A 23,991-nucleotide genomic window follows, 5' to 3' on the forward strand; every position below is an offset into this window, starting at 1 on the left:
AATTGTGGATTGCACCATTATTTGATAGGATAGATATGTATCTCCCTATGTAAAGAAAGGTGACTTTTATATTATGCATCCATTGATTTTAGCTTCCTCATCACCACGTCGTAAAGAACTTCTTCTTCAATTTCTTCAAATCCCCTTTGAAAGCATGAATTCCAATGTTGATGAAAGTATTGATGAAAACATGTGTCCTGATGCAGCGGTGAAAGAACTGGCATCCCGTAAAGCGGAAGCCATCGCAGCAAAATTTCAGGAAAGCTGGGTAATCGGCTCGGATACCGTTGTTGTCCTTGATGGTAAGATTTTGGGTAAGCCGGTAAGCAGGGCGGATGGAAAAAGAATGCTGGAAATGTTATCAGGACGGACACATGAAGTATACACAGGTGTCGCCATCCTGTTCGGAAAGCATCGCAGAGTATTCGCAGAAAAAACGGAAGTGACATTTTGGGAGCTGCCAGAAGCTGAAATCGAACGATATCTGGATAGCGGGGAACCTTTTGACAAAGCTGGCGCCTATGGGATTCAAGGATACGGATCTCTTCTTGTCAAACAAATCAAAGGGGACTATTTCTCAGTCGTCGGGCTTCCGGTCTCAAGACTGGCCCGGGAACTTAAAGCGATGCAGGAAGAGTTAGGATAATCTGATTTCCCCTGGCATCTTCCCTTTTCTAAGGAAGGGTTGATCTTTTGAGCGAAAAAATGTTAATACGGGATTACCCGAAAGAAGAGAGGCCGCGCGAAAGGTTTCTCCAGGACGGGCCGCAAAGTCTTTCCAATCAGGAATTGCTTGCTTTGCTATTGAGGACAGGATCAAGGGAAGAATCAGTCCTGCAACTATCCGGCAGGCTCATGAATTCCTTCAAGGGCCTGCGCTTGCTAAAAGAAGCCTCAGTGGAAGAACTGACCGTGATTAAAGGGATTGGTGAAGCAAAAGCGATACAAATCCTGGCCTCTGTCGAACTTGGCAGGAGAATTAACAATTTAAATGACCAAGACCGTTATGTGATTCGATCTCCTGAAGATGGAGCTAATTATTGCATGGAGGAAATGCGGTTTTTATCACAGGAACATTTCGTCTGTCTCTATTTAAATACGAAAAATCAAGTGCTACAAAAAACTACTGTATTCATCGGGAGCCTCAATGCCTCGATCGTGCATCCGCGCGAGGTCTTTAAAGAGGCTTTCAAAAGGTCAGCTGCCTCTATCATTTGTCTTCATAACCACCCCTCCGGAGACCCCTCTCCCAGCAGAGAAGATATTGAAGTGACGAAAAGGTTAGTCGAATGTGGTAAAATAATCGGGATTGAAGTATTGGACCATATCATCATCGGGGAACATAAATATGTTAGCTTGAAGGAAAAAGGTTATTTATGACACTATCAAATTTTTTGACGATACGATATAATATTGTTTATGATTTTTAAAAGAGGAAACTTTTTCAAAACTCTTATTGTCAAAAAACGACAAATTATTATTTGAACTTATAAAAAGGCATTTTTGTTTACGAAAGGGAGATACCATAATGTTTGGAATTGGAGCAAGAGATATAGGGATTGATTTAGGAACGGCGAATACGCTTGTCTATGTGAAGGGAAAAGGCATCGCAGTACGTGAACCATCGGTTGTAGCGGTGCAAACAGATACAAAGCAAATCGTTGCAGTCGGAAACGATGCGAAAAACATGATCGGCCGTACACCTGGTAACGTGGTTGCCCTGCGCCCGATGAAGGATGGAGTAATTGCCGATTATGAAACGACGGCTACCATGATGAAGTATTATATGAAGGAAGCTCAAAAGAAGGGCGTATTCGGCAACAAGCCATATGTCATGATTTGTGTGCCTTCTGGAATTACGGCAGTTGAGCAGCGTGCAGTCATCGATGCAGCAAGACAAGCTGGAGCCCGTGACGCATATCCTATCGAAGAACCGTTTGCAGCAGCGATCGGTGCGGACCTTCCCGTTTGGGAGCCTACAGGCAGCATGGTCGTCGATATCGGCGGAGGGACGACGGAAGTGGCCATCATTTCCCTTGGCGGAATCGTTACAAGCCAATCGATCCGTATTGCCGGTGACGAAATGGATGATGCCATAATCGTCTACATCCGTAAGAACTACAATTTGATGATCGGTGAGCGTACTGCTGAAGCGATCAAAATGGAAATTGGTTCTGCTGGAGACACGGAAGGCGTCGAAAACATGGAAATTCGCGGCCGTGACCTATTGACTGGATTACCAAAAACGATCGAAATTACAGCTGAGGAAATATCCAAAGCATTAAGCGACACCGTTTCTGCAATTGTGGATTCCGTGAAAAACACTTTAGAGAAAACACCACCTGAATTAGCCGCTGACATCATGGACAGAGGCATTGTACTGACAGGCGGGGGTGCTTTGCTGCGCAATTTGGATAAAGTCATCAGTGAAGAAACGCAAATGCCGGTGATCATCGCTGAAAATCCTCTGGATTGCGTTGCGATCGGAACGGGAAAAGCGCTGGACCACATTCATTTATTCAAGACTAAATCAAGAGATTCGCGATAAGCATTACTTCTCAAATAGGGCCGGCTCAACAAAAGGTGCAATTTTGAGCCGGTTTTCTTATGTTTTGCTATTTCATTAAATCCATAGTGTAATTTTAAAAACCATAGAGTAAATTTTAGATAGAGGTGTAATCACCATGCCACAGTTTTTTAATAAAAAGCTCCTTCTCTTGCTCGTTAGTATTATCGTTCTCGTGGCATTGATCGGTTTTTCATTAAGGGAGAGAGAAGAGTTGACCTGGCCGGAGCAATTCCTGAAAGATACGACAGGCTGGGTCGGAAATGTGTTTAATAAGCCAGTATCGGGTATAACAGGTTTTGTAGGGGGCTTAAAAGACCTTCAACATACATACGATGAAAACAAAAAATTGAAAGCCCGCTTGGATGAATATGTATTATTGAAAACCCAAGTCCAAGATTTAAAGGAAGAAAATGAAGAACTTCGCGACAACCTCAAAAAAGAAGATGACCTGCGGAAGTATTCGCCCACTCAGGCGACGGTCATCGGCCGCAATCCCGACCGCTGGCATGAAATGCTGACGATCAATAAAGGGAAGCGTAATGGGGTAGAAAAAAACATGGCTGTCATCACTTCCAATGGGTTAGTCGGTAAGGTGAAATCAGCGACGGATTTCACGGCCTCGGTTCAACTTTTAAGTTCGATCGATAAAGCCAACCGTGTCTCAGCCATCGTTCAGGGTGATGATAAAGCATATGGCTTGATTGAAGGGTTCGATGATAAGAAGAACCTTTTGCTGATGAAACGGATTCCTTACGATAAAAAGATCAAGAAAAATTCATTGGTCATCACATCCGGTTATGGAGGAATCTTTCCGAAAGGTCTGCTGATCGGGAAAGTTGTCGATGTCAAAGTGGATCAATATGGATTGAACCAGACTGCATATATCGAACCTTCGACGGATTTTTATGATATTAATAATGTCATGGTCGTTCAGCGTGAAGTGGACGGTGTACAGAAAGAAAGTGAAGGGGAGGATGAAGCTGAGTGAGATATTTCATCCTTTCTTTCATAGCCTTGGTTTTTTTTGTTTTTGAAAGCATCTTCGCCCAGATGTTCGCTGGAGATGCATTCGGGGCCGATAAAATCCTCGTGCCCCATTTCATGATGATATTCGTTTTTTTCCTGACCATGTACGGGTCCAGGAAAATGGGTATGCTTTATGGGGCGATTCTTGGGTTGACTTATGATGTCGTATATACGGAAATCCTTGGAATTTACATGTTCCTGCTGCCTTTTCTTGCCTATCTGATATCGAAAAGCATGAAAATCCTGCAAAATAATATTTTGATTGCCTGCCTTACTGCGCTTTTATTCACGGCAGTTTTAGAGGTTGTCATCTTTCAGATGAATATCATCCTATCATTTGCAGATATGGGATTTGGTGAATTTGCGGAACGGAGATTGATTCCGACATTATTATTGAATCTCGCATTCATTATCATCAGTTGCTATCCTTTAAAGAGAATGATTGAAATGCTTGATTTGCAAGGAGAAACGGAATAACGTTCCTGTGTCTTTAAGAAGCAGGTGGGAAATGTATTTTCTCTTTTCCGTGTACGTAGAAAAAGGAAATTTGTTTTCCTATGTCGAATTATATTTCATTGAGGTGAAACAAACGTCATGAATAAAAGAATTCAGCAAAATGTCATGATTAAGGGAACAAAAGACGGGTTTATGCTTCATCTCGATGATTCTTGCTCCTTTTCCGAATTATTGAAAGAGTTAGAAGTGAAGCTTTCGGCAAACTATCAGTTTCAAGAAAATGACCCGTCCATTTCCGTAAAAGTACATACAGGGAACCGCTATCTTGATGAACAACAAGAAGAAAAGATTAAAGAGGTCATCCATAAAAAGAAGAAGCTTTTCGTGGTTGAGATGATTTCGAATGTCCTGTCGAAGGATGAAGCGAAACGATGGAAAGAAGAAAACCAAGTGACGACCGTGACAAAGGTGATAAGGTCGGGACAGGTTTTTGAAGTTCCCGGCGACTTACTGTTAATTGGGGATGTCAATCCCGACGGAACGGTTCGAGCGGGTGGCAACATATATATCATGGGACAGCTAAAGGGAATAGCCCATGCCGGATATAAAGGGAATAATGAGGCCATCATAGCTGCCTCTGTCATGAAGCCTGCCCAGCTGCGCATTGCCGGACAAGTGAACTTATCTCCTGATCAATATTCAAAATGGGGACATGACTTGGAATGTGCCTTCATGGATGAAGAAGAAAATATCATTATAGAAAAACTGCAAGTTTTAAAGAAATATAGACCTAATTTAAATAGATTAGAAGGGGGTCTCTAATCGTGGGAGAGGCAATAGTTATAACATCCGGTAAGGGTGGTGTCGGGAAAACGACCACCTCCGCCAATTTAGGAACATCTTTAGCTCTTCTAGGCAAGAAGGTTTGCTTGATTGATACGGATATTGGTCTTCGGAATTTGGATGTGATCATGGGATTGGAGAATCGCATCATCTATGATTTGGTCGATGTGGTCGAAGGGCGCTGCAAGATACACCAGGCGCTCATTAAGGATAAACATTTCGAGGATTTGCTTTATTTGCTTCCAGCTCCGCAAAATAGTGATAAAACAGTGGTGAATGAAGAGCAGATGAGGAAACTCATAAGCGATATGAAGCCTGACTATGATTATGTCATCATTGATTGCCCTGCAGGCATCGAACAGGGGTTCAGGAATGCCATAGCTGGGGCAGACAAGGCGATTATCGTTACGACGGCAGAGAGACCGGCTGTAAGGGATGCTGACCGTATTATTGGCTTGCTTGAAAAAGAAGAGCATATTGAACCGCCTCAATTGATCATCAACCGGATTCGCGGACATTTGCTTCATGAGGATGAAGAAATGGATATCGATGGAGTTGCCGATTTTCTTAAGATTGATTTGATCGGCGTCATCCCTGATGATGACCAGGTCATTGTGGCAGCGAATAAAAAGGAACCCATTGCCTACAATCCGGACAATAGAGTCTCGCTAGCCTATCGGAACATTGCCAGAAGGATCCTTGGTGAATCTGTGCCCTTGACTCCAATTGGCAGCGAACCAAAGGGCTTCATGTCCAAGTTGAAAAAATTCTTTAGCGTGCGGTAAATCCATATTCTTTTGTCAAGAAGCGGGAGCATTTGATGCCCTCGCTTTTTTTTGCATGGAACTTCATGAAAATAAAAAAGGCAAGCCGTATCCCGGCTTGCCTGTTCTATATGCTGAAATGCAGCGGGTTATCCGCGTCTTCCGCCTCTGCCGCCGCGTTTTGATTCAGTGCTGCGTTTAAGAGTCGATAAATTTTCTTCGCTAGTCTTTAAAAAGCGCACCATTTTATCTTCGAAATTTTCCTTTGGTTGGAAATTACCTTTTGAACGAAAATCTTTAGAACGGCTATCCCCTTGGCGTGGTGGGCGTTTGGTATAAGAAGAGGTTTGCCCTTCGGGTCTATCTATAGCCTTTTTGATGGACAAGGCAGTTTTTCCGTCTTTCTCACTAATCACTTTTACTTCAATTTGGTCGCCTACTTTAAGATGGTCATTTACGTCTTTTACATAGCTATCTGCTACCTCACTGATATGCACAAGACCTGTTGAGCCTCCTGGTAATTCTACGAATGCTCCAAAATTAGTGATACCTGTTACTTTACCTTGTACTTTGCTGCCTATTTCGATTGACATAAAAAAATGTTCCCCCTCAATAATGTTAAAACCACTTTATTATAACAAATTTCAGGGAACAATATCAATCTCAATTATTAGATTTTCTTAATCGATACAGAAACACCTTGGAAATTCATTAGTTTCCTGATGATTTTTTTCATTGGAAAAATTTTTCAGGATGTGCAGCTTTTCCCCGTCATAGTCTGGACAAGTTGCTCATACGTTGTAATATAGCGCTTTGACATGAGCAGGGAGGGGAATCTGGAATGGATGATCGCAGGAAAGATATCCGAAATCGTATTGCCAAGAGACGCAAGTTTAATGATAAGCCGGCAGGAAGCGGCAGTTGGACGGAAATCAACAATGAGGAACCATATGGAATTGATTCTTATAACGGGTATTCCGAGAAAGATCATCCACTCTTCAAGAAAGAATATTTTTTCTTTAAAATCCTTGCCAGTGTATGCCTGTTCCTGATAGTTGCGGTGATGTTCAAACACCCTTCTGTGCGGCTGGACCCTGCCAGAAGTTTTGTCACGGAGAACATGAACAAGGAATTTCAGTTCGCTTCAATCTCCAATTGGTACGAAAGTGCGTTTGGTAAACCAATCGCTTTTTTACCGAATGAAGCCAATACGGAAACTGTTGATTCGAATGAGGAATATGCAATGCCAGCTTCTGCGAAGATTGCCCAAAACTTCGAGACGAACGGTGAGGGAATCATATTGGAAACGAGCAAAGGCTCAAAAGTAGAGGCCGTTAATGAAGGGGTCGTCATTTTTGCCGGTGAAAAGGAGGGGATCGGAAAGACGGTAGTCATTCAGCATGCCAATAAAACTGAATCTTGGTATGGGCAGCTGAAAGAAATTGATGTGAAATTGTATGAGTTCGTTAAAAAGGGCAATGAAGTCGGACAGGTTACACTAAGTGAAGATGGATCCAAGGGCAGATTTTATTTAGCGATAAAAGAAAATGATGCTTTCGTCGATCCCAAAAAGGTGATTTCCTTTGAGTGAATATGCGAAGTTACTGTTTAAAATCAGGGTGCACCCGACACTGTGGTTTGTCATTGGCATCGCCATCCTCACTGCCCATTTCGTTGAAATGATGATGCTGCTGCTCATCGTCTTCATTCATGAAATGGGGCATGCTGTCTGTGCCCAGCACTTCAAATGGCGGATAAAGTCAATCCAGCTGCTTCCTTTTGGCGGGGCTGTCGAGACTGAGGAGTATGGAAATAAGAGTTTGAAGGAGGATTTGGCGGTGGTGCTTGCCGGTCCGCTTCAACATGTTTGGCTCATTGGTGCAGCTTTTTTGCTCTATTTCTTTACTATTATCCCATATGAGCTGTATCAGCCCTTTTTGTATATGAATCTCATGCTGCTGATTTTTAATCTGCTGCCAATTTGGCCCTTGGACGGGGGACGCTTGTTATTCATCGGTATTTCCCTATACTGCACCTTTTTGGAAGCACAGAAACATACCCTTCATTTTTCTGCAGTATTCGCTGTCCTGGCTTTTTTGACCTGGATCATACTGGATCCGCTCAATTTGAACATCTGGCTCATCATCTTTTTCATAAGTCTCTCACTCGTCATGGAATGGCGGCAGAGGTATTACGCGTTCATCCGCTTTCTTTTGCAGCGCCATTACGGGCATACGAATGATTTGGCGAAACTGAAGCCGATATCGGTGGATTCACAAGAACCGATTTATAAAGTGCTGGAACTGTTTCAACGCGGCTGTAAACACCCCGTCATCATCATGAAAAACGGGAAAGAGAGCGGCTCGTTGGATGAAACGGAAATCCTTCATGCCTATTTTTCGGAGAAAATGACGAACGGGAAAATCGGCGACCTATTATATTCTTATTAAATATGTTATCCTTTCTTCAAATTGAGGAGAGGATTTTTTTTGATGAAAAAAATGATCGCGAACCTGGCTTCACGCGAAAAAAGAGTGGCCGTCCTTGAGAATGGTGTTTTACGTAAACTTGAAATCATGCCGCCTCAAAAGCGCAGTACGGTCGGTAATATTTATCTTGGGAAGGTGACGAAGGTGCTGCCGGGAATGGATGCCGCCTTCATTGATTATGGTGCAGAGAAGAATGGTTTTTTACACCGTGACGAGATTCCCTCTTTCCAGCTTACAAAAAAAAGTGATGGGAAAGCATCCATCGGTCAATTTGTCCGTCAGGGAGAAAAGCTGCTAGTTCAGGTGACGCGGGATGAAACGGGAACAAAAGGAGCTAAATTGACGGGGCTGATCGAGTTTTCAACGGAGTCCCTCGTATACATACATGGAATAGATTATGTTGGTGTTTCAAAGAAATTCAAAAACGACGGTCTTCAGAAGCAATGGCGGGAAACGGCCATGCAGCATAAAAATCCTGATGAAGGATTGATTGTCCGCACCTCGATGGAGAACGAAAGTGAATCGGTCTTCCTTGACAGGTTAACTGGATTGCGGGAGCTCCATAAAGGGCTTGAAGTCAAGGCTGCGTCCCTTAAGGCCCCGTCCCTTCTCTATGAAAGGGACGCATACCTTGATATGATCATTTCCGAAATGTCGGGAACGGTGACCGGGGAACTTGCCATCGATGACTTCGAGGCCTATCGCGAGTTGAAAAAGTGGATACAGGAAAACCGTAAGGAGTGGGAAATATCCCATGTAGCGGGTACCAAGAATATTTTTTCCGAATGGAATGTGGAAGCGCAAGTTGAGAAAATGGCCAAGAAAATCGTTTGGCTTGATAATGGCGGATATTTAATTTTTGAAGAAACGGAAGCTTTCACCGTAATCGATGTCAATTCAGGTAAGTTCACCGGCAAGGTGGCGAAGGAAGCAACATTGTTTGCGGTTAATCAGGCTGCGGCGAAAGAGGTCGCCCGTCAACTGAGATTGAGGAATATCAGCGGAATCATCCTGATAGATTTCATCAATATGGACCAGTCCCGGCATAAGCAGGAAATCATCGAAATCGTTAAAAAGGAAGCGATGAGGGATGAGAAGCGAATCCAGGTCATCGGTTTTACGGAACTGGGCATTTTACAAATGACGAGAAAGCGAACCTCCCCGTCTTTAAGTGAAATGACGACGGTGCCTTGCCCTGTGTGCAGTGGAAGCGGTAAAATCGAGAGCCCGGAAACGGTGGCCTTCCGGTTGGAACGTGAACTGCTGGAACACAGGAAGACGGATGATGAAGCGGTATGGGTGGAGGTCAGTAAAGCGGTGGCGGACGTGCTGCTTGGTGAAAAGGAATCATATCGGCCGGCATTGGAGGAATTGATCGCTAAAAAGATATTCCTGTCTTTTATCCCAGGTTTGACGAATGCCTATTCCATCAAGCGATTCGGAAGCATTCAGGAAATCGGGCGCGCTTTCGAGTGAAGAGCGGGAATTGTTATAAATATATTGACAGCCTTTCCTGTTTCATGGTAGGATTTTAATGTTATGTTTGTAGCACCCGTGCTACAACCGCTCAACATCAGGTTTTAAGCTTTTGCCTTTTTGGTAAAACGCCTGTGATTGGCGAGTCTGAGACATTTAAGGAGGTGCAAGTATGTACGCAATTATCGAAACTGGCGGTAAACAAATTAAAGTAGCAGCTGGCGAAGCGGTTTACATTGAAAAATTAAACGCAGAAGCAGGCGAAACTGTTACATTTGACAAAGTTTTATTCGTAGGTGGCGAAGACGTGAAAGTCGGTGCTCCACTAGTTGAAGGCGCTACTGTAACAGGTACTGTCGAAAAACAAGGTAAGCAAAAGAAAATCACTGTTTTCAAATACAAAGCGAAGAAAAACAATCGTAAAAAACAAGGTCATCGTCAACCATACACTAAAGTTGTTATCGAAGCAATCAACGCGTAAGGGCTGTTTCTAGATGATCAAAGTTGTATTTGATGCTCCGCAGGAACGGATTGCTTCGTTCACCTTAAGCGGACATGCTAATTTTGCTAAAAAAGGTTCTGATATCGTTTGTGCAGGTGTATCGGCTGTTTCCTTCGGGGCAGTCAATGCCATCATGTCCTTAACGGACGTAGAGCCTGAGATTGAGCAAGGGCGAGAAGGCGGCTATCTTCGCTGCGCCATTCCGGGGAATCTTTCGCCGGAATCGGAAGAGAAGGTTCAGCTGCTTTTGAACGGAATGCTCATATCACTGCAAACCATCGAACGTGATTATGGTAAATACATGAAAATTATCCTCAACCAATAGGAGGTGGAACAAATGTTAAGATTAGATCTTCAGTTCTTCGCTTCGAAAAAAGGAGTAGGTTCTACAAAGAACGGACGTGACTCAATCTCCAAGCGTCTTGGCGCTAAACGTGCAGATGGTCAATTCGTATCTGGTGGTTCTATCCTTTACCGTCAACGCGGAACAAAAATCTATCCAGGTGAGAACGTAGGCCGTGGTGGAGACGATACTCTATACGCTAAAGTAGACGGTGTTGTTAAATTCGAACGTTTCGGACGTGACCGTAAAAAAGTAAGCGTATATCCAGTTGCACAAGAAGCATAATTGGCATCTTTGAACAGAGGCTGACTCAAAAGGGTCTGATTCCTTCTACAAGACACTATATACCGCGTCATTTTTAATAATGGTATGCTATATAGTGATGAAGGGGTCCGGCCCTTTATTTATACTATAGGAACGAACCAGCATTTTGCAGGAGACTTTAGTCATTAGTATAAGGAAACAACCTCTGACTTACAAAAGGCTCGCCAATAGGCGGGCTTTCTTAAACTTTCAGGGGGGAAATCCAAGATTATTCCTCCATCCGATTTGGTTAAACCAAATAGACACTCCAATTCAACTATAATATCTCCAATTGGTGCATAAATAAGGCCCATTCTCTTTTTTAGTTCAAATGGCTCTACCATCGTCCAAAGAACTCAGGGTGTGCGGCTGTATTTTTTGGACGGGGGCTTTCATGTGAAGGCATGTGAATCGAGCTTCATTTCCTGTTTGTTGTTTTTTTGATATACTGTACAAATGGAAGTATTCAACATGATAGAGCTGAAAAAAGTTTCTTTATCATAATTGAAGGTGTTAATAATGGATAAAAATTGGACGACTATTGAAACTCTGCGTCAAACCAGGCATGACTGGCTGAATAAAATTCAAATCATCAAAGGGAATCTGGAGTTGAACAGAATTGATCGTGTCAAGGGCATCATTGATGAAATCATTGTTGAAACCCAGAATGAAGCACGACTTTCCAGTTTGAATTTACCTAAGTTCACCGAGATGCTGTTGACGTCGAATTGGAATAATGGATCATTTTATTGCGAATATGAAATCATTGATGTTTTCGAAGGCTCAACCGAGATGGACGGGCTGATGTATCGCTGGACATGCGATTTCTTCAAGATTCTGGATAAAAACCTGGATCCGTTTTTTGAAAATATACTGGCTGTTTCTATGTGTAAAAAAGAAGTGAGCGATATGCACTGTACATTTCATATGCAAGGCAGGTTCATTGATCAATCCCCAGTGATCGAGTTTTTGGAAAGTTCATTAACGGCCGAGCAATCAATTGAAATTCTTGAATGTAATGAGGATGAAATATTTTTTAAGATGGATATTAACTTTTAGAGAAGTATACAGCAAGAATTGACTTGCAGAAAACAAGGAAGTGATAGCATGTTTGTCGATCAAACGAAAGTCTATGTAAAAGGCGGAGACGGTGGTAACGGGATAGTTGCTTATCGTCGTGAGAAATTCATACCTAAAGGCGGACCGGCTGGCGGAGATGGCGGTAATGGGGCCAATGTCGTATTTGAAGTGGAAGAGGGCTTGCGTACATTAATGGATTTCCGTTACCAACGTCACTTTAAGGCACCTCGCGGAGAACATGGCATGTCCAAAAACATGCATGGTGCGGCTGCAAAAGATATGGTCATCAAGGTTCCACCTGGCACCGTTGTCATCGATGATAAAACGAAGGAAGTCATTGCTGATTTAGTTGAGCATGGACAACGCGCCGTTATCGCCAAAGGTGGCCGCGGAGGCCGGGGAAATTCCCGTTTTGCCACGCCTGCAAATCCTGCACCTGAAATCGCGGAGAATGGCGAACCCGGCCAAGAACGCGATATCGTCATGGAATTGAAACTGTTGGCTGATGTCGGTTTGGTTGGTTTCCCAAGTGTAGGGAAATCCACTTTGCTTTCTGTCGTATCCGCAGCTAGGCCTAAAATTGCCGAATATCATTTTACAACGATCGTACCGAACCTCGGAATGGTGGAAACGGAAGATCACCGCAGCTTCGTCATGGCCGATTTACCTGGTCTGATCGAAGGCGCTTCAGAAGGAGTGGGACTTGGACATCAATTCCTGCGCCATATTGAAAGAACGAGGGTAATTGTTCATGTAATCGATATGTCGGGTCTTGAAGGCCGGGATCCATATGAAGACTACCAAACAATCAATAAAGAATTGGAAGAGTATAACCTGCGCTTGACTGAACGTCCGCAAATCATTGTAGCAAGTAAAATGGATATGCCGGATTCAGAAGATAACTTAGCTGCTTTCAAAGAAAAGCTGGAAGAAGACTATCCTGTCTTCCCGATTTCTGCCGTGACGCGTGAAGGGATCCGTGAGCTTCTTTATGCAATCGCTGATAAAATCGAAGAGACCCCTGAGTTCCCTCTTGAACATGAAGAAGAGAATACTGGAATCCACCGGGTACTATATAAACATACATCACAGTCGGATGAATTTAACATTGAACGCGAACCCGATGGCAGCTTTGCCGTATCAGGATTCAAGATCGAGCGTCTATTCAAAATGACTGACTTCACCCGTGAAGAGTCCATACGTCGGTTCGCCAGACAGCTTCGTTCATTCGGAGTCGACGAAGGCCTTCGCCAAAAAGGTGCGACAAACGGCGATATCGTCCGTATCCTTGAATATGAATTTGAATTTGTTGATTGATTGGAGACCATGATGGCAGGCAAAAGGAGGCGTGCGGAGTTTGAATAAGTCCGATCAGAAATTTTTCCTCGTTCGAGAGGATGTCCTTCCCGAAGCGATGAAAAAAACGCTGGATGCAAAAGAAATGATCGAACGGGGAAAAGCGGAATCAGTTTGGGAAGCGGTACAGCGAGTGGACCTAAGCAGGAGTGCTTTTTACAAATACCGTGACACGGTTTTTCCGTTTCATACAGTTGTTAAGGAAAAGCTGATTACACTGTTCTTCTATCTTGAAGATCGTTCTGGTACTCTATCGGAGCTTTTACGGCTCGTCGCCTCATCCGGTTGCAACATCATGACCATCCACCAAACGATTCCTTTACAGGGACGTGCAAATGTCACCCTATCCCTGAATACGGGTGGGATGACGATGGATATTAATGAACTGCTCACTAAACTGCGTAAAATGGAGTTCGTCGAAAAAGTCGAAATCATTGGTAACGGCGCATGAAAACAGCCTGTACATTACACATGTACAGGCTGTTTTCATTTGTAAGAGGAAATTAACGATTAACTATTGTAAAAAATCAGAAAATGGCATAACATAAACAATAGATTTTCCGTGAGAAGGAGTTTATAATATGACAGCAAAAATTGCATTTCTTGGACCAAAAGCAACGTTCACGGATTTAGCTGTATCGCGACTATTTCCTAATGATATAAAAATACCGATGAACACGATTCCGGACTGCCTTGATGCTGTTCGGGACGGGGAAGTGAATCACGCGCTCGTGCCGATCGAGAATGCTTTGGAGGGTTCGGTAAATATAACGATGGATTACTTAGTCCATGAAGTCACATTGCCGATGAAAGGCGAAGTGACGATTCCAATCCAACAGCATTATATGGTGCACCCGGATCATGCATATCCTGGTTTCAAACCTGACATGGTTTATTCACATTCCCATGCCATCGCTCAATGCCGCAAATTCCTACATAATGAGCTAAGGGGCATTCCGTATGAGTATGTGACATCCACAGCAGCCGCTGCGAAGATGGTGTTGGAGAATCCCGATATCAATATTGCTGCGATTGCAAATGATATGGCTGCGGAGGAGTACGGTTTGACGATTGTAAAACAAAATATTCACGATTATGAACATAATCACACCAAGTTTATCGTCATATCCAACAGTGAAGTCGACTATGAAGGGCATTTGACCGTTGAAGGGGACAAGAAAACGACCTTGATGATTCAACTGCCTGCCGACCATTCAGGGCAGCTGCACCAAGTGCTTTCCGCTTTTTCCTGGAGGAAACTTAACCTTTCCAAGATTGAATCAAGACCCATGAAAACAGGATTGGGCAATTACTTCTTCATCATCGACATCGAAATGTCCCTTGACGATGTCCTCATCCCAGGAGCGATCTCTGAGCTCGAGGCCTTAGGATGTACGGTATCGATCATGGGAAGCTATACATGCTTTAAAGTCCAAACTGGTGTACCGCAACGATGAATGTTAAAAGCTGAGTACAATGAATAAGAAGGGTGCCCCGGAATTATTTCCAGGGCATTTTTTGTGTTCGTTAAGATTTGTATTTCCCTTGTGTACAAGTTCCTAAAATGGTGGGCTGTCATTTGATGAAATATATAGCAATAGGCAGGTTTATTGGATTTTGGGAAGGTGCGAAGTTTTTCATGATAAAAAGTGCCTATGATTCTGGATGAAAAACAAACACCGATTGTGCTGGAAGCAAATACAATAAGTAAATCTCGGTGGGCCACATGTGGAACTGGCAATACATATTATGAAAACTAATTCAGTGGATGCACCTTTTTAATCAAAAATGCGGGGAGAGGGTGGTGGTCAGCAGAGATGGGTAATCAATTCAAAGAAACTTTCGGTTCTTGGATTCAAGCGATAGGAACTGTCATTTCTGCTATAGCGGGTACACCCTCCTATGTCTTGGACGAAGAATTTCGTAATAACTTGGATTTGATTGGAAATGAACTTCAAGCAACAGGAAATGCCTTATTGGCCGACGCGGAAGAAACCTGGTCTCTAGATAAATTCGGGAATATAATACAGGCAATCGGAAATTCGACTGTTATCTTAGGCTTAGTCATTGATTTTGATGAAATAACGAAACAGGAATTAATCATCAAAGGCAATCTGATTCAAGCGTTGGGAGGAGGAACCGCTTTGGCGGGGGCATACGAAAATCCGGATGAACCGGAACAGGCCTTCAATGCTACGGGAAATTTGTTGCAGGCGATTGGGAATTCGATGCAAGCGATGGGTGGAATTGCCGAACTTAAAAATAGCATTCTGGAAAAAGACCAAGATAAGGATCAAGAACAAGAAGAACAAGATAAGGAGCAGGAACAGCAAAAATATCAATATCCTAATTTGGAAGAGAAGCCATCTGATGCAGAATTAATTCAAGTGGTGGGGGGCTGGGTACAGGCGGTCGGTTCCGTCATTAGCCTTATAGGGCAGTTGAGAAGTAACGAAGATGAAAACTCCGGGAATGGAAGCTCAAATGAAAGCAACTCCAATGCTGAGTGAGCATGAGAGTCCATAAAAAAAATCCTCAAAAGCCCTATCTTTTGAGGATTTTTCGTTCATTCAATCGACTAAAATGCCGGCATCCCTCAAAGCGCACTCCGCTTCGTCGAGCAGTTCTTCAGATGATGCGCTCAGTGTATGGAGATGGATGCCGCTCGTCAGTTCCGATAAAAACGATGCATTCGTTGCCGTCACCCTTGAAAGGAATTGCTGGACCTCCTTACGGCTGCTGACCATGATGGAAGCGGTTAGGTCGCCGTATACGGGGTGCTCGATTTTGACATCTTTCACCGTGATGCCGATATCCACTAGTAAATATAGTTCTTCTTGGGTCCGGGAAGGATCGTGCTGGCAAGCAATGATCCTTTCCGGCTTCTGCGTGCTCCCCGTTTGTAGGTACAGATAGCCTTGGCTTGTGGCAATGATAGGTTCATTCCGCGCTTTCAGGAGGGTTATGTCACCAACGATAACCTGCCGGCTTACATTCGTTATTTGCGAAAGCTCGCTGCCCGTTACAGGCTCCGTGCTTGTTTGCAATAAATGTAAGAGTTTCGTCCGTCTTTCTTCCCCAAGTAGTTTCTTTCTTTCCATAAACATTCACCTCTTTAATTACAAACATTCTAACACAGATTGGAGGGGTTTATCGAATGGAAGCTATTCCTTCGATGCAGTCCGCCAACTTGTGAATGTCGCCGGTTGTCGTGTTTTTGCCAAAGGAAAAGCGGACGAATTGATGGGCTTCATCTTCGCTTTTTCCAATGGCCATCATCGTTTTTGAAGGATCCTGTTTACCGATTTGGCAGGCGCTTCCCGTCGAAACGGCGAATCCTTTCTGGTTTAATTCCAGCATGATGTACTGTCCTTGCAATCCTGCGAAGGTCAGTGCCAGTATGTGAGGCAATTGCTCGTATTTTGCTTCGATGATTTGAAAATCGATTTTCAAATCCGTCAGCCGTTGAATCAATTGCGTCCTAAGTGCGGAAATCCGTTTTCGTTCATCTTCCATGATGTCTCCTAATTTCTTAGCAGCGGTCACGAAGGAAGCTATCGCGGGGACGTCCACTGTTCCTGGTCTGAAACCATATTCATGAGTGATATTCGGTACCGAAGCCTTCAACTGATGGATGGCCGGGAAAATGACGGCCCCGGTCCCTTTTGGACCATAAACTTTATGACTGGAAACGGATAGTCCATCACATGAGGCGGCTATCTTGCCAAGCGGTAATTTAGCAAATGATTGGACGCAATCCACATGAAAAAAAGCCTGGTGTTTTCGAACGATTTCACTTATTTGCTCAATGGGTTGAATGACCCCGATTTCCGAATTCACATGTTGGACAATGACTAAGCATGTTCTCTCCGACATGGATTCCTGCAGATGTCCAATATCAACACGGCCATCTTCCAAATGCCGTAAATAAGTAACCTCGAAGCCATCTTGTTCAAGCTTTTCGACGAAATTGGCAAGAGATGCATGTTCAGTCCGGCTTACAATCAAATGGTTCTGCCAGGATGGTTTCGAAGCGATGAATGTATTTATCGCAAGCATGTTGCTTTCTGATCCGCCGCTCGTAAAGATGATTCCTTCCTTTTTTATGTTCAGCATTTCTGCGAGTTGCTGCCGTGACATATCCAATAAACGTGCCGCTTCAGAGCCAATATCATGCAAACTGCTCGCATTCCCGAAAAACTTCCGGGATGCTTGGCTGAATACGTCGAGAGCCTCCTCGTCAATCGGTGTTGTAGCGGCGTAATCCAAATAAATCAAGAAATCACTTCCATCCTTTAATCTTAAAAAACTCTTGATAATAGTTTAATAATATGTAAATATAGTTGTCAAGACACCTGTCATAAACAGGAGGAATGAAATAATGGTAAAAGCGGAAATCATCGTGATAGGCAGCGGGATTGCTGCCTTGAAAACGGCATTGGAAGCAAGTGAGCATAAGCATGTGATACTCATCACAAAATCGAATATTCGTCATGGTAATTCATATTTAGCTCAGGGCGGGATTGCTGCTGCAATATCTGATCGTGACAGAGTATCCTTACATAAAAAAGATACGCTGGCGGCTGGTCAGAGATATAACAAAGTGAAGGCAGTGGAAAAGCTCGTCGAAGAGGCACCTTCGGTTATAGCTGAACTTATAGAATCGGGTATGCAATTTGACCATGATCATGACGGAACTCTATTGCTTGGCATGGAGGGCGCCCACAGTGAACGAAGAATCCTCCATAGTCACGGTGATGCTACCGGAAAGTACATCATGGAACATCTTATAGGCTGCTTGAAAAAATCATCGGTTACTGTGATGGAGAATGTTACTGCAGTGGAGTTGATTATCGGGAAAGATGATTCTTGCATAGGCGTTAAAACACTTGATAGGGCAGGGGAACTCGTAACCTATCATGCTGAACAGACTGTTTTGGCAACAGGCGGCTGTGGCTCCCTATACCATTTCACTTCAAATTCACAAACGGTTTCAGGTGATGGAATCGCACTTGCATTCAAGGCTGGTGCAAAAGTTCGTGACATGGAATTCATACAGTTCCATCCGACTCTGCTTTTTGTAAATGGCCAAGCGAAAGGCCTGGTTTCTGAAGCGGTTCGCGGGGATGGTGCGAGATTAGTGACGGAAATGGGAAAGCCAATCATGGAGGATGTCCATGGCTTGAAGGATCTAGCACCAAGGCATGTTGTTGCACAGACGATCTTTTCTTATATACAGCGCGGTGAAAAGGTATTTTTGGATATTTCGATGATTAAGGATTTTAAAAATCGTTTTCCGACAGTTACCTCATTATGTGAAAAAAGCGGGCTGGACCTTGAATTGGGTAAAATTCCGGTTGCACCTGGAAACCATTTTCTAATGGGAGGGATTGAAGTGGATGAATCGGGTCAAACCTCAGTACCCTCTTTGTATGCAGTTGGTGAAGTGGCATGCACTGGTGTACATGGTGCAAACCGATTGGCAAGCAACTCCCTTCTCGAAGGACTGGTTTTTGGAAATACGCTAGGCCGTTTCCTTGCTAAAGTGGCGTCAAGGTCGATACCGCAAGAAAAAGAGCAGTACAAGTGTTCCAGCCAAATTTCCTTTTTACCTGATTTCACGACATTGCAGGAAAAATTAATGAACGAGGCGGGAATCGTTCGAAATGAAGCGGGTTTAACTCGACTGAAGGATTATCTTGAAACGTTTAATATCGAAAAATTGCTGCAAATGGAAGTGACGGCATTACCGATACAGGAAATAACGAAAATCAATGCCATTATTGTGGCGTGGCTGATTGCAGAATCCGCATTGACCAGGACGGAAAGCAGGGGCGGTCATTTCCGCAGTGACTATCCAAGCGAAGATGACACCCAATGGCTTGATAATTCGGTTATCCTTGCTTGCACGGATGTAAAAAACCGAGTGAAAGGGAGACAACTATATGAATATATTGAAGCTTAAGCAGATGCTGCAACAATTTTTAATGGAAGATATAGGGGAATGCGATGTAACGAGTGATACGATTTTTGATCAAGGTGAACAAGGAACCTTGACATTCATCGCAAAAGAAGGCGGGGTCTTCAGTGGAGGGGACGTCATCAAGACGGGGTTTGCATTGCTGGATGAGCAAATAGAGGTTTTCCTTTTTGTTCAAGATGGCGAAGTATTCGAAGAAGGACAGCAGCTTGCAAAAATGACCGGCGATATGGCCTCCCTTTTAAAAGGGGAACGGGTCGTTTTGAATTTGGTGCAGCGTATGTCCGGCATTGCGACACAGGCTCATAAAGCGGCCATGATATTAGCGGGGACGAAGACGAGAGCTTGTGATACGAGGAAAACTACACCAGGCCTGCGGATGCTTGAAAAATATGCGGTCCGTTCAGGCGGGGCATTCAATCACCGTTATGGTTTATATGATGCAGTCATGATAAAGGACAACCATATTTCTTTCGCTGGGTCCATAACGAAAGCGGTACAAACGGTAAAATCCAAACTGGGACATACCACTAAAGTGGAAGTGGAAACGGAATCACCACAACAGGTGCTTGAAGCAGTGGAAGCCGGTGCAGATATCATCATGTTCGATAACCGGAGTCCCGAAGAAATCAAGCAACTGATCAAATTGGTTCCCGCCCACATCATTACTGAAGCTTCTGGAGGAATCCATTTAGACAATCTAGCCTCATATCGGGAAACAGGGGTAGATTATATTTCGTTGGGCAGCTTGACGCACAGTGTCAGAGCACTGGATATTAGCGCAAAGGTCAAAGAGCAGGAGGGGATATTGAAATGAACATATTGGAGATGGCTAAAACAGCAGGAAATACATTGCCTGAAAAGTATAAAACGATGACAAAGGAAGAGATGGAGAATCGGGTCCATGGCATCAAGAAACGACTGGGGAACCGTCTGTATATCCCAGGCCATCATTATCAACGGGAGGAAGTCATTCAATTTTCGGATTCAACGGGGGATTCACTTCAATTGGCCCAGCTTTCCGCGCAAAATCGTGAAGCGGATTATATCGTGTTTTGCGGCGTGCATTTCATGGCTGAAACAGCGGATATTTTGACGGAAGAAGGGCAGACGGTTATCCTTCCTGATATGCGTGCAGGCTGCTCCATGGCGGATATGGCCGATATTGAACAAACGGAACGGGCGTGGACAAAGCTTCAGGATCTTTTTGGCGATACGATCCTTCCGCTAACTTATGTGAATTCCACTGCGGCCATCAAAGCTTTTGTAGGGAAAAATGGCGGGGCGACGGTGACGTCTTCCAATGCACAAGGGATGGTCTCGTGGGCCCTCTCGCAAAAAGAAAGAATCCTTTTTCTTCCCGATCAGCATCTTGGGAGGAATACCGCCTTTGACCTTGGAATCCCATTGAATGAAATGGCTGTCTGGGACCCGCATAAGGATGAATTGATCTATGAAGGGGAACTGGAAGATCTGAAGGTACTTCTTTGGAAAGGACATTGTTCAGTCCATGAAAATTTCACTACGGCGAATATTGAAACGCTTAGAGCGGAGCAGCCTGAAATGAATATCATCGTTCATCCCGAATGCCGCCGCGAGGTAGTCGCCCTGTCAGATTATGCGGGTTCGACATCGTACATCATAAATATGATTGAAAAAGCCGAACCAGGTAGTTCTTGGGCAATCGGTACGGAAATGAACCTTGTCAAGCGTCTTATCGCCAATAATCCTGACAAGAACATCATCTCATTAAATCCGAATATGTGTCCATGTCTTACAATGAACCGGATTGATCTGCCTCACCTGCTATGGGCGCTTGAATCCATTGAAGAAGGTATCATCATCAATCCGATAAAAGTGGAGAAGAACATTGCGGATAATGCCATCCTAGCATTAAACAGAATGCTGGAACGCGTTTGAGTCAGTGCAAAAGACTTTGAATCATAAGAAACAGAGGGGTGGAACGCCTGTTTGGTAAGCCGGCCTAATGAGGATTGAATGGTCTTATCCCGAATGCAATTTTATCATGGGATTATTGCCATGATTTTAAATCAAGACCGAGTAATTTTTACTTTTTTAAAGTGAAACTCAGGATTGAAGAAATTTGCGACACTCCTGCCGAATAACTGGCTAGCCGAGACCCATAGACGCTTGGCAGACAGTCGGCGGAAGGGGGACAAGCTCCCCCTTTTTTTATGTTTCGGAACAAGTAAGCACTTTTAAAGGTTATTCGCTTTAAAAGTATTGCCTTCATTCATATCACCGGATTTAAATCCTTTATTGAACCACCGTTTTCTCTGTTCGGATGTACCGTGCGTAAAGCTGTCTGGAACCACGTACCCCTGAGCCTTTTTTTGGATACGGTCATCTCCCACACCACTTGCAGCATTCAAGGCTTCCTCAAGATCGCCTTCTTCAAGCAAATTCTTTCCTTGGACATGATTTGCCCAAACTCCAGCCAAATAATCTGCCTGTAATTCAAGACGGACAGAATGCCTATTATATTCAGTCTCGCTGACCATTGACCGATCTGGCATTTCCTTTTCCGTTGTTCCTAAAAGTGTCTGAACATGATGTCCGACCTCGTGGGCAATGACATAGGCCATGGCGAAATCCCCGGGTGCCTGGAATTCTTGCTTCAACTCTTGATAAAAGCTGAGATCAATATATAGTTTCATGTCACCAGGACAATAAAATGGCCCTACCGAAGAAGCTGCCATCCCGCATGCCGATTCGACACTTCCTGAATACAGGACAAGGGTAGGTTCCTTATATTCCAGTCCATTTTTACGGAATTCTTCTGTCCAGACCTGCTCCGTTTCTGCAAGGACGACAGATACGAACTGCGCAAGCTCCTTCTCTTCATCCGTTTCGACATAAGAGTTGCCATTGTTCGGTTCAGTAGAATTCAAGCTGCCCAGTAAATCACTTGGATTACCGCCAAGGAGAGTTACGATCAAGACAATTACCAATCCGACCCCTCCGCCGATTCCTGCCATGCCTTTTCCAGTCATCCCTCTTTTGTCCTCGACATTCGAGCTGCCCTTTCTACCTTTCCATTTCATTATTATTCCCCCCAGGAATGTAAGATAAGTACCTGAAGACAAAGCCTTAGGCCATTTACTTTCTTATACCCGTATCTCACTAAGTTTAGACAGAAGCTTGAAAGAAGGATTTCAGAACATAACTAAAAAACCATTGCTTCCTTTCTAGGATGAATGCAATGGAATCTCCTTTTTTAAGATGTCATATCATTTATTTCTTCTCCAAAAAGTAGCTTCCATGTCCCTAAATCATTGAACCAATCATAAAAGTCATTTTTCACGCATAAGTTTTCATGATAAAAATAATAGCATTTCACCCACTGCTTCATAGAATATATGGACATATGCACAGGAGGGGTTAACAGCGTGAAAATTCATATAGTCCAAAAAGGCGATACACTTTGGAAACTCGCCAAAAAATACGGCGTCAGTTTTGAAGAACTTAAAAAAGTTAACGCGCAATTGAGCAACCCGGACATGATGATGCCCGGAATGAAAATTAAAATTCCAGGGACATCCGGAGCTGTAATAAAAGAAACGGGTAAACCAAACGTGAATATTCAGCCGGGAATGAAAGAATCCCAAATTCAACCGTATCAGGCTCAGCCAGCACCTATGAAAGAGCAGCAAAACATGCAAAAACCGGCTGTAAAAGAACAGCCGAAGTTTCAACAGCCGGTAAAAGAGCAGCCGAAATTTCAACAACCGGTAAAAGAGCAGCCGAAATTTCAACAACCGGTGAAAGAACAGCCAAAATTTCAACAGCCGGTAAAAGAGCAACCGAAATTTCAACAGCCTATAAAAGAGCAACCAATCGTTCAAAAACCAAAAAAAGAGCAGCAAATCATTCAGCCAAAGCCTATCATTAAAGAAAAGCAAAAAGTCGTTCCAAAAGAAATGCCGGTGCCTATGCCGGTAATTCCGGAGATCGATGTCAATAATTATTATATGGCCAACATGACCAATATGAGTGTGCAAAAGCCTCCTGCACCACCGCCTTTACCAAAGAAAAAAGAAGAGCCTGCAGTCACTAAAAAGAAGAAGAAAAAGCCAGCTGTACAGTCAGCTCAGGATGAGCCAGTGGATGACTGTATTCCAGTAACGCCAATCTTGCCTGGAAGCGGCTATTGCATTCAACCGCCACCGTGGGCGCATATGCACATGCAAGGCATGCAAGCCCCATACCAAGGCGTTCAAGGGTATCAGGGGGCTCCGGAAATGCATGGTTATCAAATGATGGAAGAGAGTTCTGATATTTGGGAAGAATCTTCTGACATGCAAATGATGGATCATGGATTTGTCCAAGGGGCGAGCATGAATGCACCAAGCCAGCAATACTATCCATATCAAGCCTCCGCACCGGTTCCGCACCATTATTATGGAGGGATGAATCAACAACCTCAAGCAGGTTCATATATGCAACAAGATTATGAGTCACCAGGCGAATCACCTTCCTACAATCAAAACTTCCCTCAGTTTTCACAGACTGCCGGTGAGGAAGAGGAAGATTGCGGCTGTAATAAGGGCCTACTTGGAACTTATGGACCGGAAGTGAAGGGGCAGTATCAAGGGAACCAAGGGATGGATGCCAATGCACATCACCACCCGGATTATCACCAATATCAATCCGTTCAATCACAGCAACAGGCCCCATACGCTGGGATGTCACCTAACGAGTCTCAGATGGGAATGGATATGCAATATCAATTTGATGATGAGTCAGTAGAATCAGATGGATTCATGATGATGGGCGGCCAAAA

Annotated in this window: 26 protein-coding genes and 1 other annotated feature; of the genes, 22 read left to right on the top strand and 4 right to left on the bottom strand. The window is 43.8% G+C overall.

Translation table 11 applies throughout. From position 1 onward, the window contains the following. The first annotated feature begins 73 nt into the window (after positions 1-73). From J7I96_RS14815 to minD, 7 genes are all read left to right on the top strand, one after another. On the top strand, positions 74-646 hold the full coding sequence (locus tag J7I96_RS14815; RefSeq protein ID WP_214925954.1) for a Maf family protein: 573 nt from the start codon (positions 74-76) through the stop codon (positions 644-646). A 59-nt stretch (positions 647-705) separates the two neighbouring features. Continuing rightward, entirely contained in the window at positions 706-1,380 is a 675-nt protein-coding gene (gene radC / locus J7I96_RS14820) for a RadC family protein (RefSeq protein WP_214771365.1), read from the top strand. 148 nt (positions 1,381-1,528) lie between these two features. After that, complete coding sequence (locus J7I96_RS14825; protein WP_034308871.1) at positions 1,529-2,548, top strand: rod shape-determining protein; 1,020 nt, start codon at positions 1,529-1,531, stop codon at positions 2,546-2,548. A 136-nt stretch (positions 2,549-2,684) separates the two neighbouring features. Further along, complete coding sequence (gene mreC, locus J7I96_RS14830) at positions 2,685-3,557, top strand: rod shape-determining protein MreC (protein ID WP_214771248.1); 873 nt, start codon at positions 2,685-2,687, stop codon at positions 3,555-3,557. After that, positions 3,554-4,072 (top strand): rod shape-determining protein MreD, encoded by a 519-nt coding sequence (gene mreD / locus J7I96_RS14835; RefSeq protein ID WP_096337838.1) that lies wholly within the window; start codon positions 3,554-3,556, stop codon positions 4,070-4,072. The genes mreC and mreD overlap by 4 nt, the downstream gene beginning before the upstream one ends. A 117-nt stretch (positions 4,073-4,189) precedes the next feature. Next, the gene (gene minC / locus J7I96_RS14840; RefSeq protein ID WP_214771250.1) at positions 4,190-4,873 is read left to right on the top strand and encodes a septum site-determining protein MinC; all 684 of its coding nucleotides are present in this window, start codon (positions 4,190-4,192) and stop codon (positions 4,871-4,873) included. A gap of 2 nt (positions 4,874-4,875) precedes the next feature. Beyond that, positions 4,876-5,679, top strand: a complete 804-nt coding sequence (minD, locus tag J7I96_RS14845) for a septum site-determining protein MinD (RefSeq protein ID WP_034308862.1) — start codon at positions 4,876-4,878, stop codon at positions 5,677-5,679. Between the two features lie 128 nt (positions 5,680-5,807). On the opposite strand, the gene J7I96_RS14850 is transcribed toward minD, so the two are convergent. Continuing rightward, positions 5,808-6,251 (bottom strand): S1 domain-containing RNA-binding protein, encoded by a 444-nt coding sequence (locus J7I96_RS14850; RefSeq protein ID WP_034308861.1) that lies wholly within the window; start codon positions 6,249-6,251, stop codon positions 5,808-5,810. A 248-nt stretch (positions 6,252-6,499) separates the two neighbouring features. Here J7I96_RS14850 and J7I96_RS14855 point away from each other — a divergent pair, with 248 nt between their 5' ends. From J7I96_RS14855 to J7I96_RS14905, 11 genes are all read left to right on the top strand, one after another. Beyond that, positions 6,500-7,249 (top strand): M23 family metallopeptidase, encoded by a 750-nt coding sequence (locus tag J7I96_RS14855; protein ID WP_214771252.1) that lies wholly within the window; start codon positions 6,500-6,502, stop codon positions 7,247-7,249. Further along, positions 7,242-8,108, top strand: a complete 867-nt coding sequence (locus tag J7I96_RS14860) for a M50 family metallopeptidase (protein ID WP_034308855.1) — start codon at positions 7,242-7,244, stop codon at positions 8,106-8,108. Before J7I96_RS14855 ends, J7I96_RS14860 begins: the two co-directional genes overlap by 8 nt. A 42-nt stretch (positions 8,109-8,150) precedes the next feature. Next, complete coding sequence (locus J7I96_RS14865) at positions 8,151-9,623, top strand: Rne/Rng family ribonuclease (protein WP_214771254.1); 1,473 nt, start codon at positions 8,151-8,153, stop codon at positions 9,621-9,623. A 75-nt stretch (positions 9,624-9,698) separates the two neighbouring features. Then, positions 9,699-9,782, top strand: a sequence feature (ribosomal protein L21 leader region). A gap of 13 nt (positions 9,783-9,795) precedes the next feature. After that, entirely contained in the window at positions 9,796-10,104 is a 309-nt protein-coding gene (rplU, locus tag J7I96_RS14870; protein WP_034308849.1) for a 50S ribosomal protein L21, read from the top strand. Positions 10,105-10,117: 13 nt separating this feature from the next. After that, on the top strand, positions 10,118-10,450 hold the full coding sequence (locus J7I96_RS14875) for a ribosomal-processing cysteine protease Prp (RefSeq protein ID WP_048688952.1): 333 nt from the start codon (positions 10,118-10,120) through the stop codon (positions 10,448-10,450). A gap of 12 nt (positions 10,451-10,462) precedes the next feature. Beyond that, positions 10,463-10,753, top strand: a complete 291-nt coding sequence (gene rpmA / locus J7I96_RS14880; RefSeq protein ID WP_048688955.1) for a 50S ribosomal protein L27 — start codon at positions 10,463-10,465, stop codon at positions 10,751-10,753. A gap of 537 nt (positions 10,754-11,290) precedes the next feature. Continuing rightward, entirely contained in the window at positions 11,291-11,830 is a 540-nt protein-coding gene (locus J7I96_RS14885) for a Spo0B domain-containing protein (protein WP_214771257.1), read from the top strand. 48 nt (positions 11,831-11,878) lie between these two features. Beyond that, positions 11,879-13,168, top strand: coding sequence for a GTPase ObgE (gene obgE / locus J7I96_RS14890; protein ID WP_048688961.1), 1,290 nt, complete (start codon positions 11,879-11,881; stop codon positions 13,166-13,168). A 40-nt stretch (positions 13,169-13,208) separates the two neighbouring features. Then, positions 13,209-13,658: an ACT domain-containing protein gene (locus J7I96_RS14895; protein WP_034308837.1), complete on the top strand. Its 450-nt coding sequence runs from the start codon at positions 13,209-13,211 to the stop codon at positions 13,656-13,658. A gap of 130 nt (positions 13,659-13,788) precedes the next feature. Continuing rightward, positions 13,789-14,664: a prephenate dehydratase gene (pheA, locus tag J7I96_RS14900; RefSeq protein ID WP_214771259.1), complete on the top strand. Its 876-nt coding sequence runs from the start codon at positions 13,789-13,791 to the stop codon at positions 14,662-14,664. Positions 14,665-15,024: 360 nt separating this feature from the next. Then, a complete protein-coding gene (locus J7I96_RS14905; protein ID WP_214925960.1) occupies positions 15,025-15,717 on the top strand; it encodes a DUF6944 family repetitive protein in 693 nt (230 codons plus the stop codon). 60 nt (positions 15,718-15,777) lie between these two features. Here J7I96_RS14905 and J7I96_RS14910 read toward each other — a convergent pair whose 3' ends face one another. Beyond that, complete coding sequence (locus J7I96_RS14910; RefSeq protein ID WP_053535832.1) at positions 15,778-16,308, bottom strand: transcription repressor NadR; 531 nt, start codon at positions 16,306-16,308, stop codon at positions 15,778-15,780. 49 nt (positions 16,309-16,357) lie between these two features. Next, positions 16,358-17,485 (bottom strand): IscS subfamily cysteine desulfurase, encoded by a 1,128-nt coding sequence (locus J7I96_RS14915; protein WP_214771263.1) that lies wholly within the window; start codon positions 17,483-17,485, stop codon positions 16,358-16,360. 103 nt (positions 17,486-17,588) lie between these two features. Between J7I96_RS14915 and nadB the strand changes: the two genes are divergently transcribed. From nadB to nadA, 3 genes are read left to right on the top strand one after another with little or no spacing between them, the layout of a single operon-like run. Further along, entirely contained in the window at positions 17,589-19,172 is a 1,584-nt protein-coding gene (gene nadB / locus J7I96_RS14920; protein WP_214771265.1) for an L-aspartate oxidase, read from the top strand. Beyond that, the gene (nadC, locus tag J7I96_RS14925) at positions 19,153-20,004 is read left to right on the top strand and encodes a carboxylating nicotinate-nucleotide diphosphorylase (RefSeq protein ID WP_095395143.1); all 852 of its coding nucleotides are present in this window, start codon (positions 19,153-19,155) and stop codon (positions 20,002-20,004) included. Before nadB ends, nadC begins: the two co-directional genes overlap by 20 nt. Then, complete coding sequence (nadA, locus tag J7I96_RS14930; RefSeq protein WP_214771267.1) at positions 20,001-21,107, top strand: quinolinate synthase NadA; 1,107 nt, start codon at positions 20,001-20,003, stop codon at positions 21,105-21,107. Before nadC ends, nadA begins: the two co-directional genes overlap by 4 nt. A 299-nt stretch (positions 21,108-21,406) precedes the next feature. On the opposite strand, the gene ypfJ is transcribed toward nadA, so the two are convergent. Then, positions 21,407-22,252 carry a KPN_02809 family neutral zinc metallopeptidase gene (gene ypfJ / locus J7I96_RS14935; RefSeq protein ID WP_214771269.1) on the bottom strand — a complete coding sequence of 282 codons (846 nt, stop codon included), beginning with the start codon at positions 22,250-22,252 and terminating at the stop codon, positions 21,407-21,409. Between the two features lie 345 nt (positions 22,253-22,597). On the opposite strand from ypfJ, the gene safA reads away from it, so the two are divergent. Continuing rightward, positions 22,598-23,991 (top strand): SafA/ExsA family spore coat assembly protein (safA, locus tag J7I96_RS14940; protein ID WP_214925963.1); only part of this gene is annotated, 1,394 nt, incomplete at its 3' end.

The sequence above is a fragment of the Bacillus sp. ISL-78 genome, from assembly GCF_018613455.1.
In the GTDB taxonomy this organism is placed as follows: Bacteria; Bacillota; Bacilli; order Bacillales; family DSM-1321; genus Peribacillus; species Peribacillus frigoritolerans.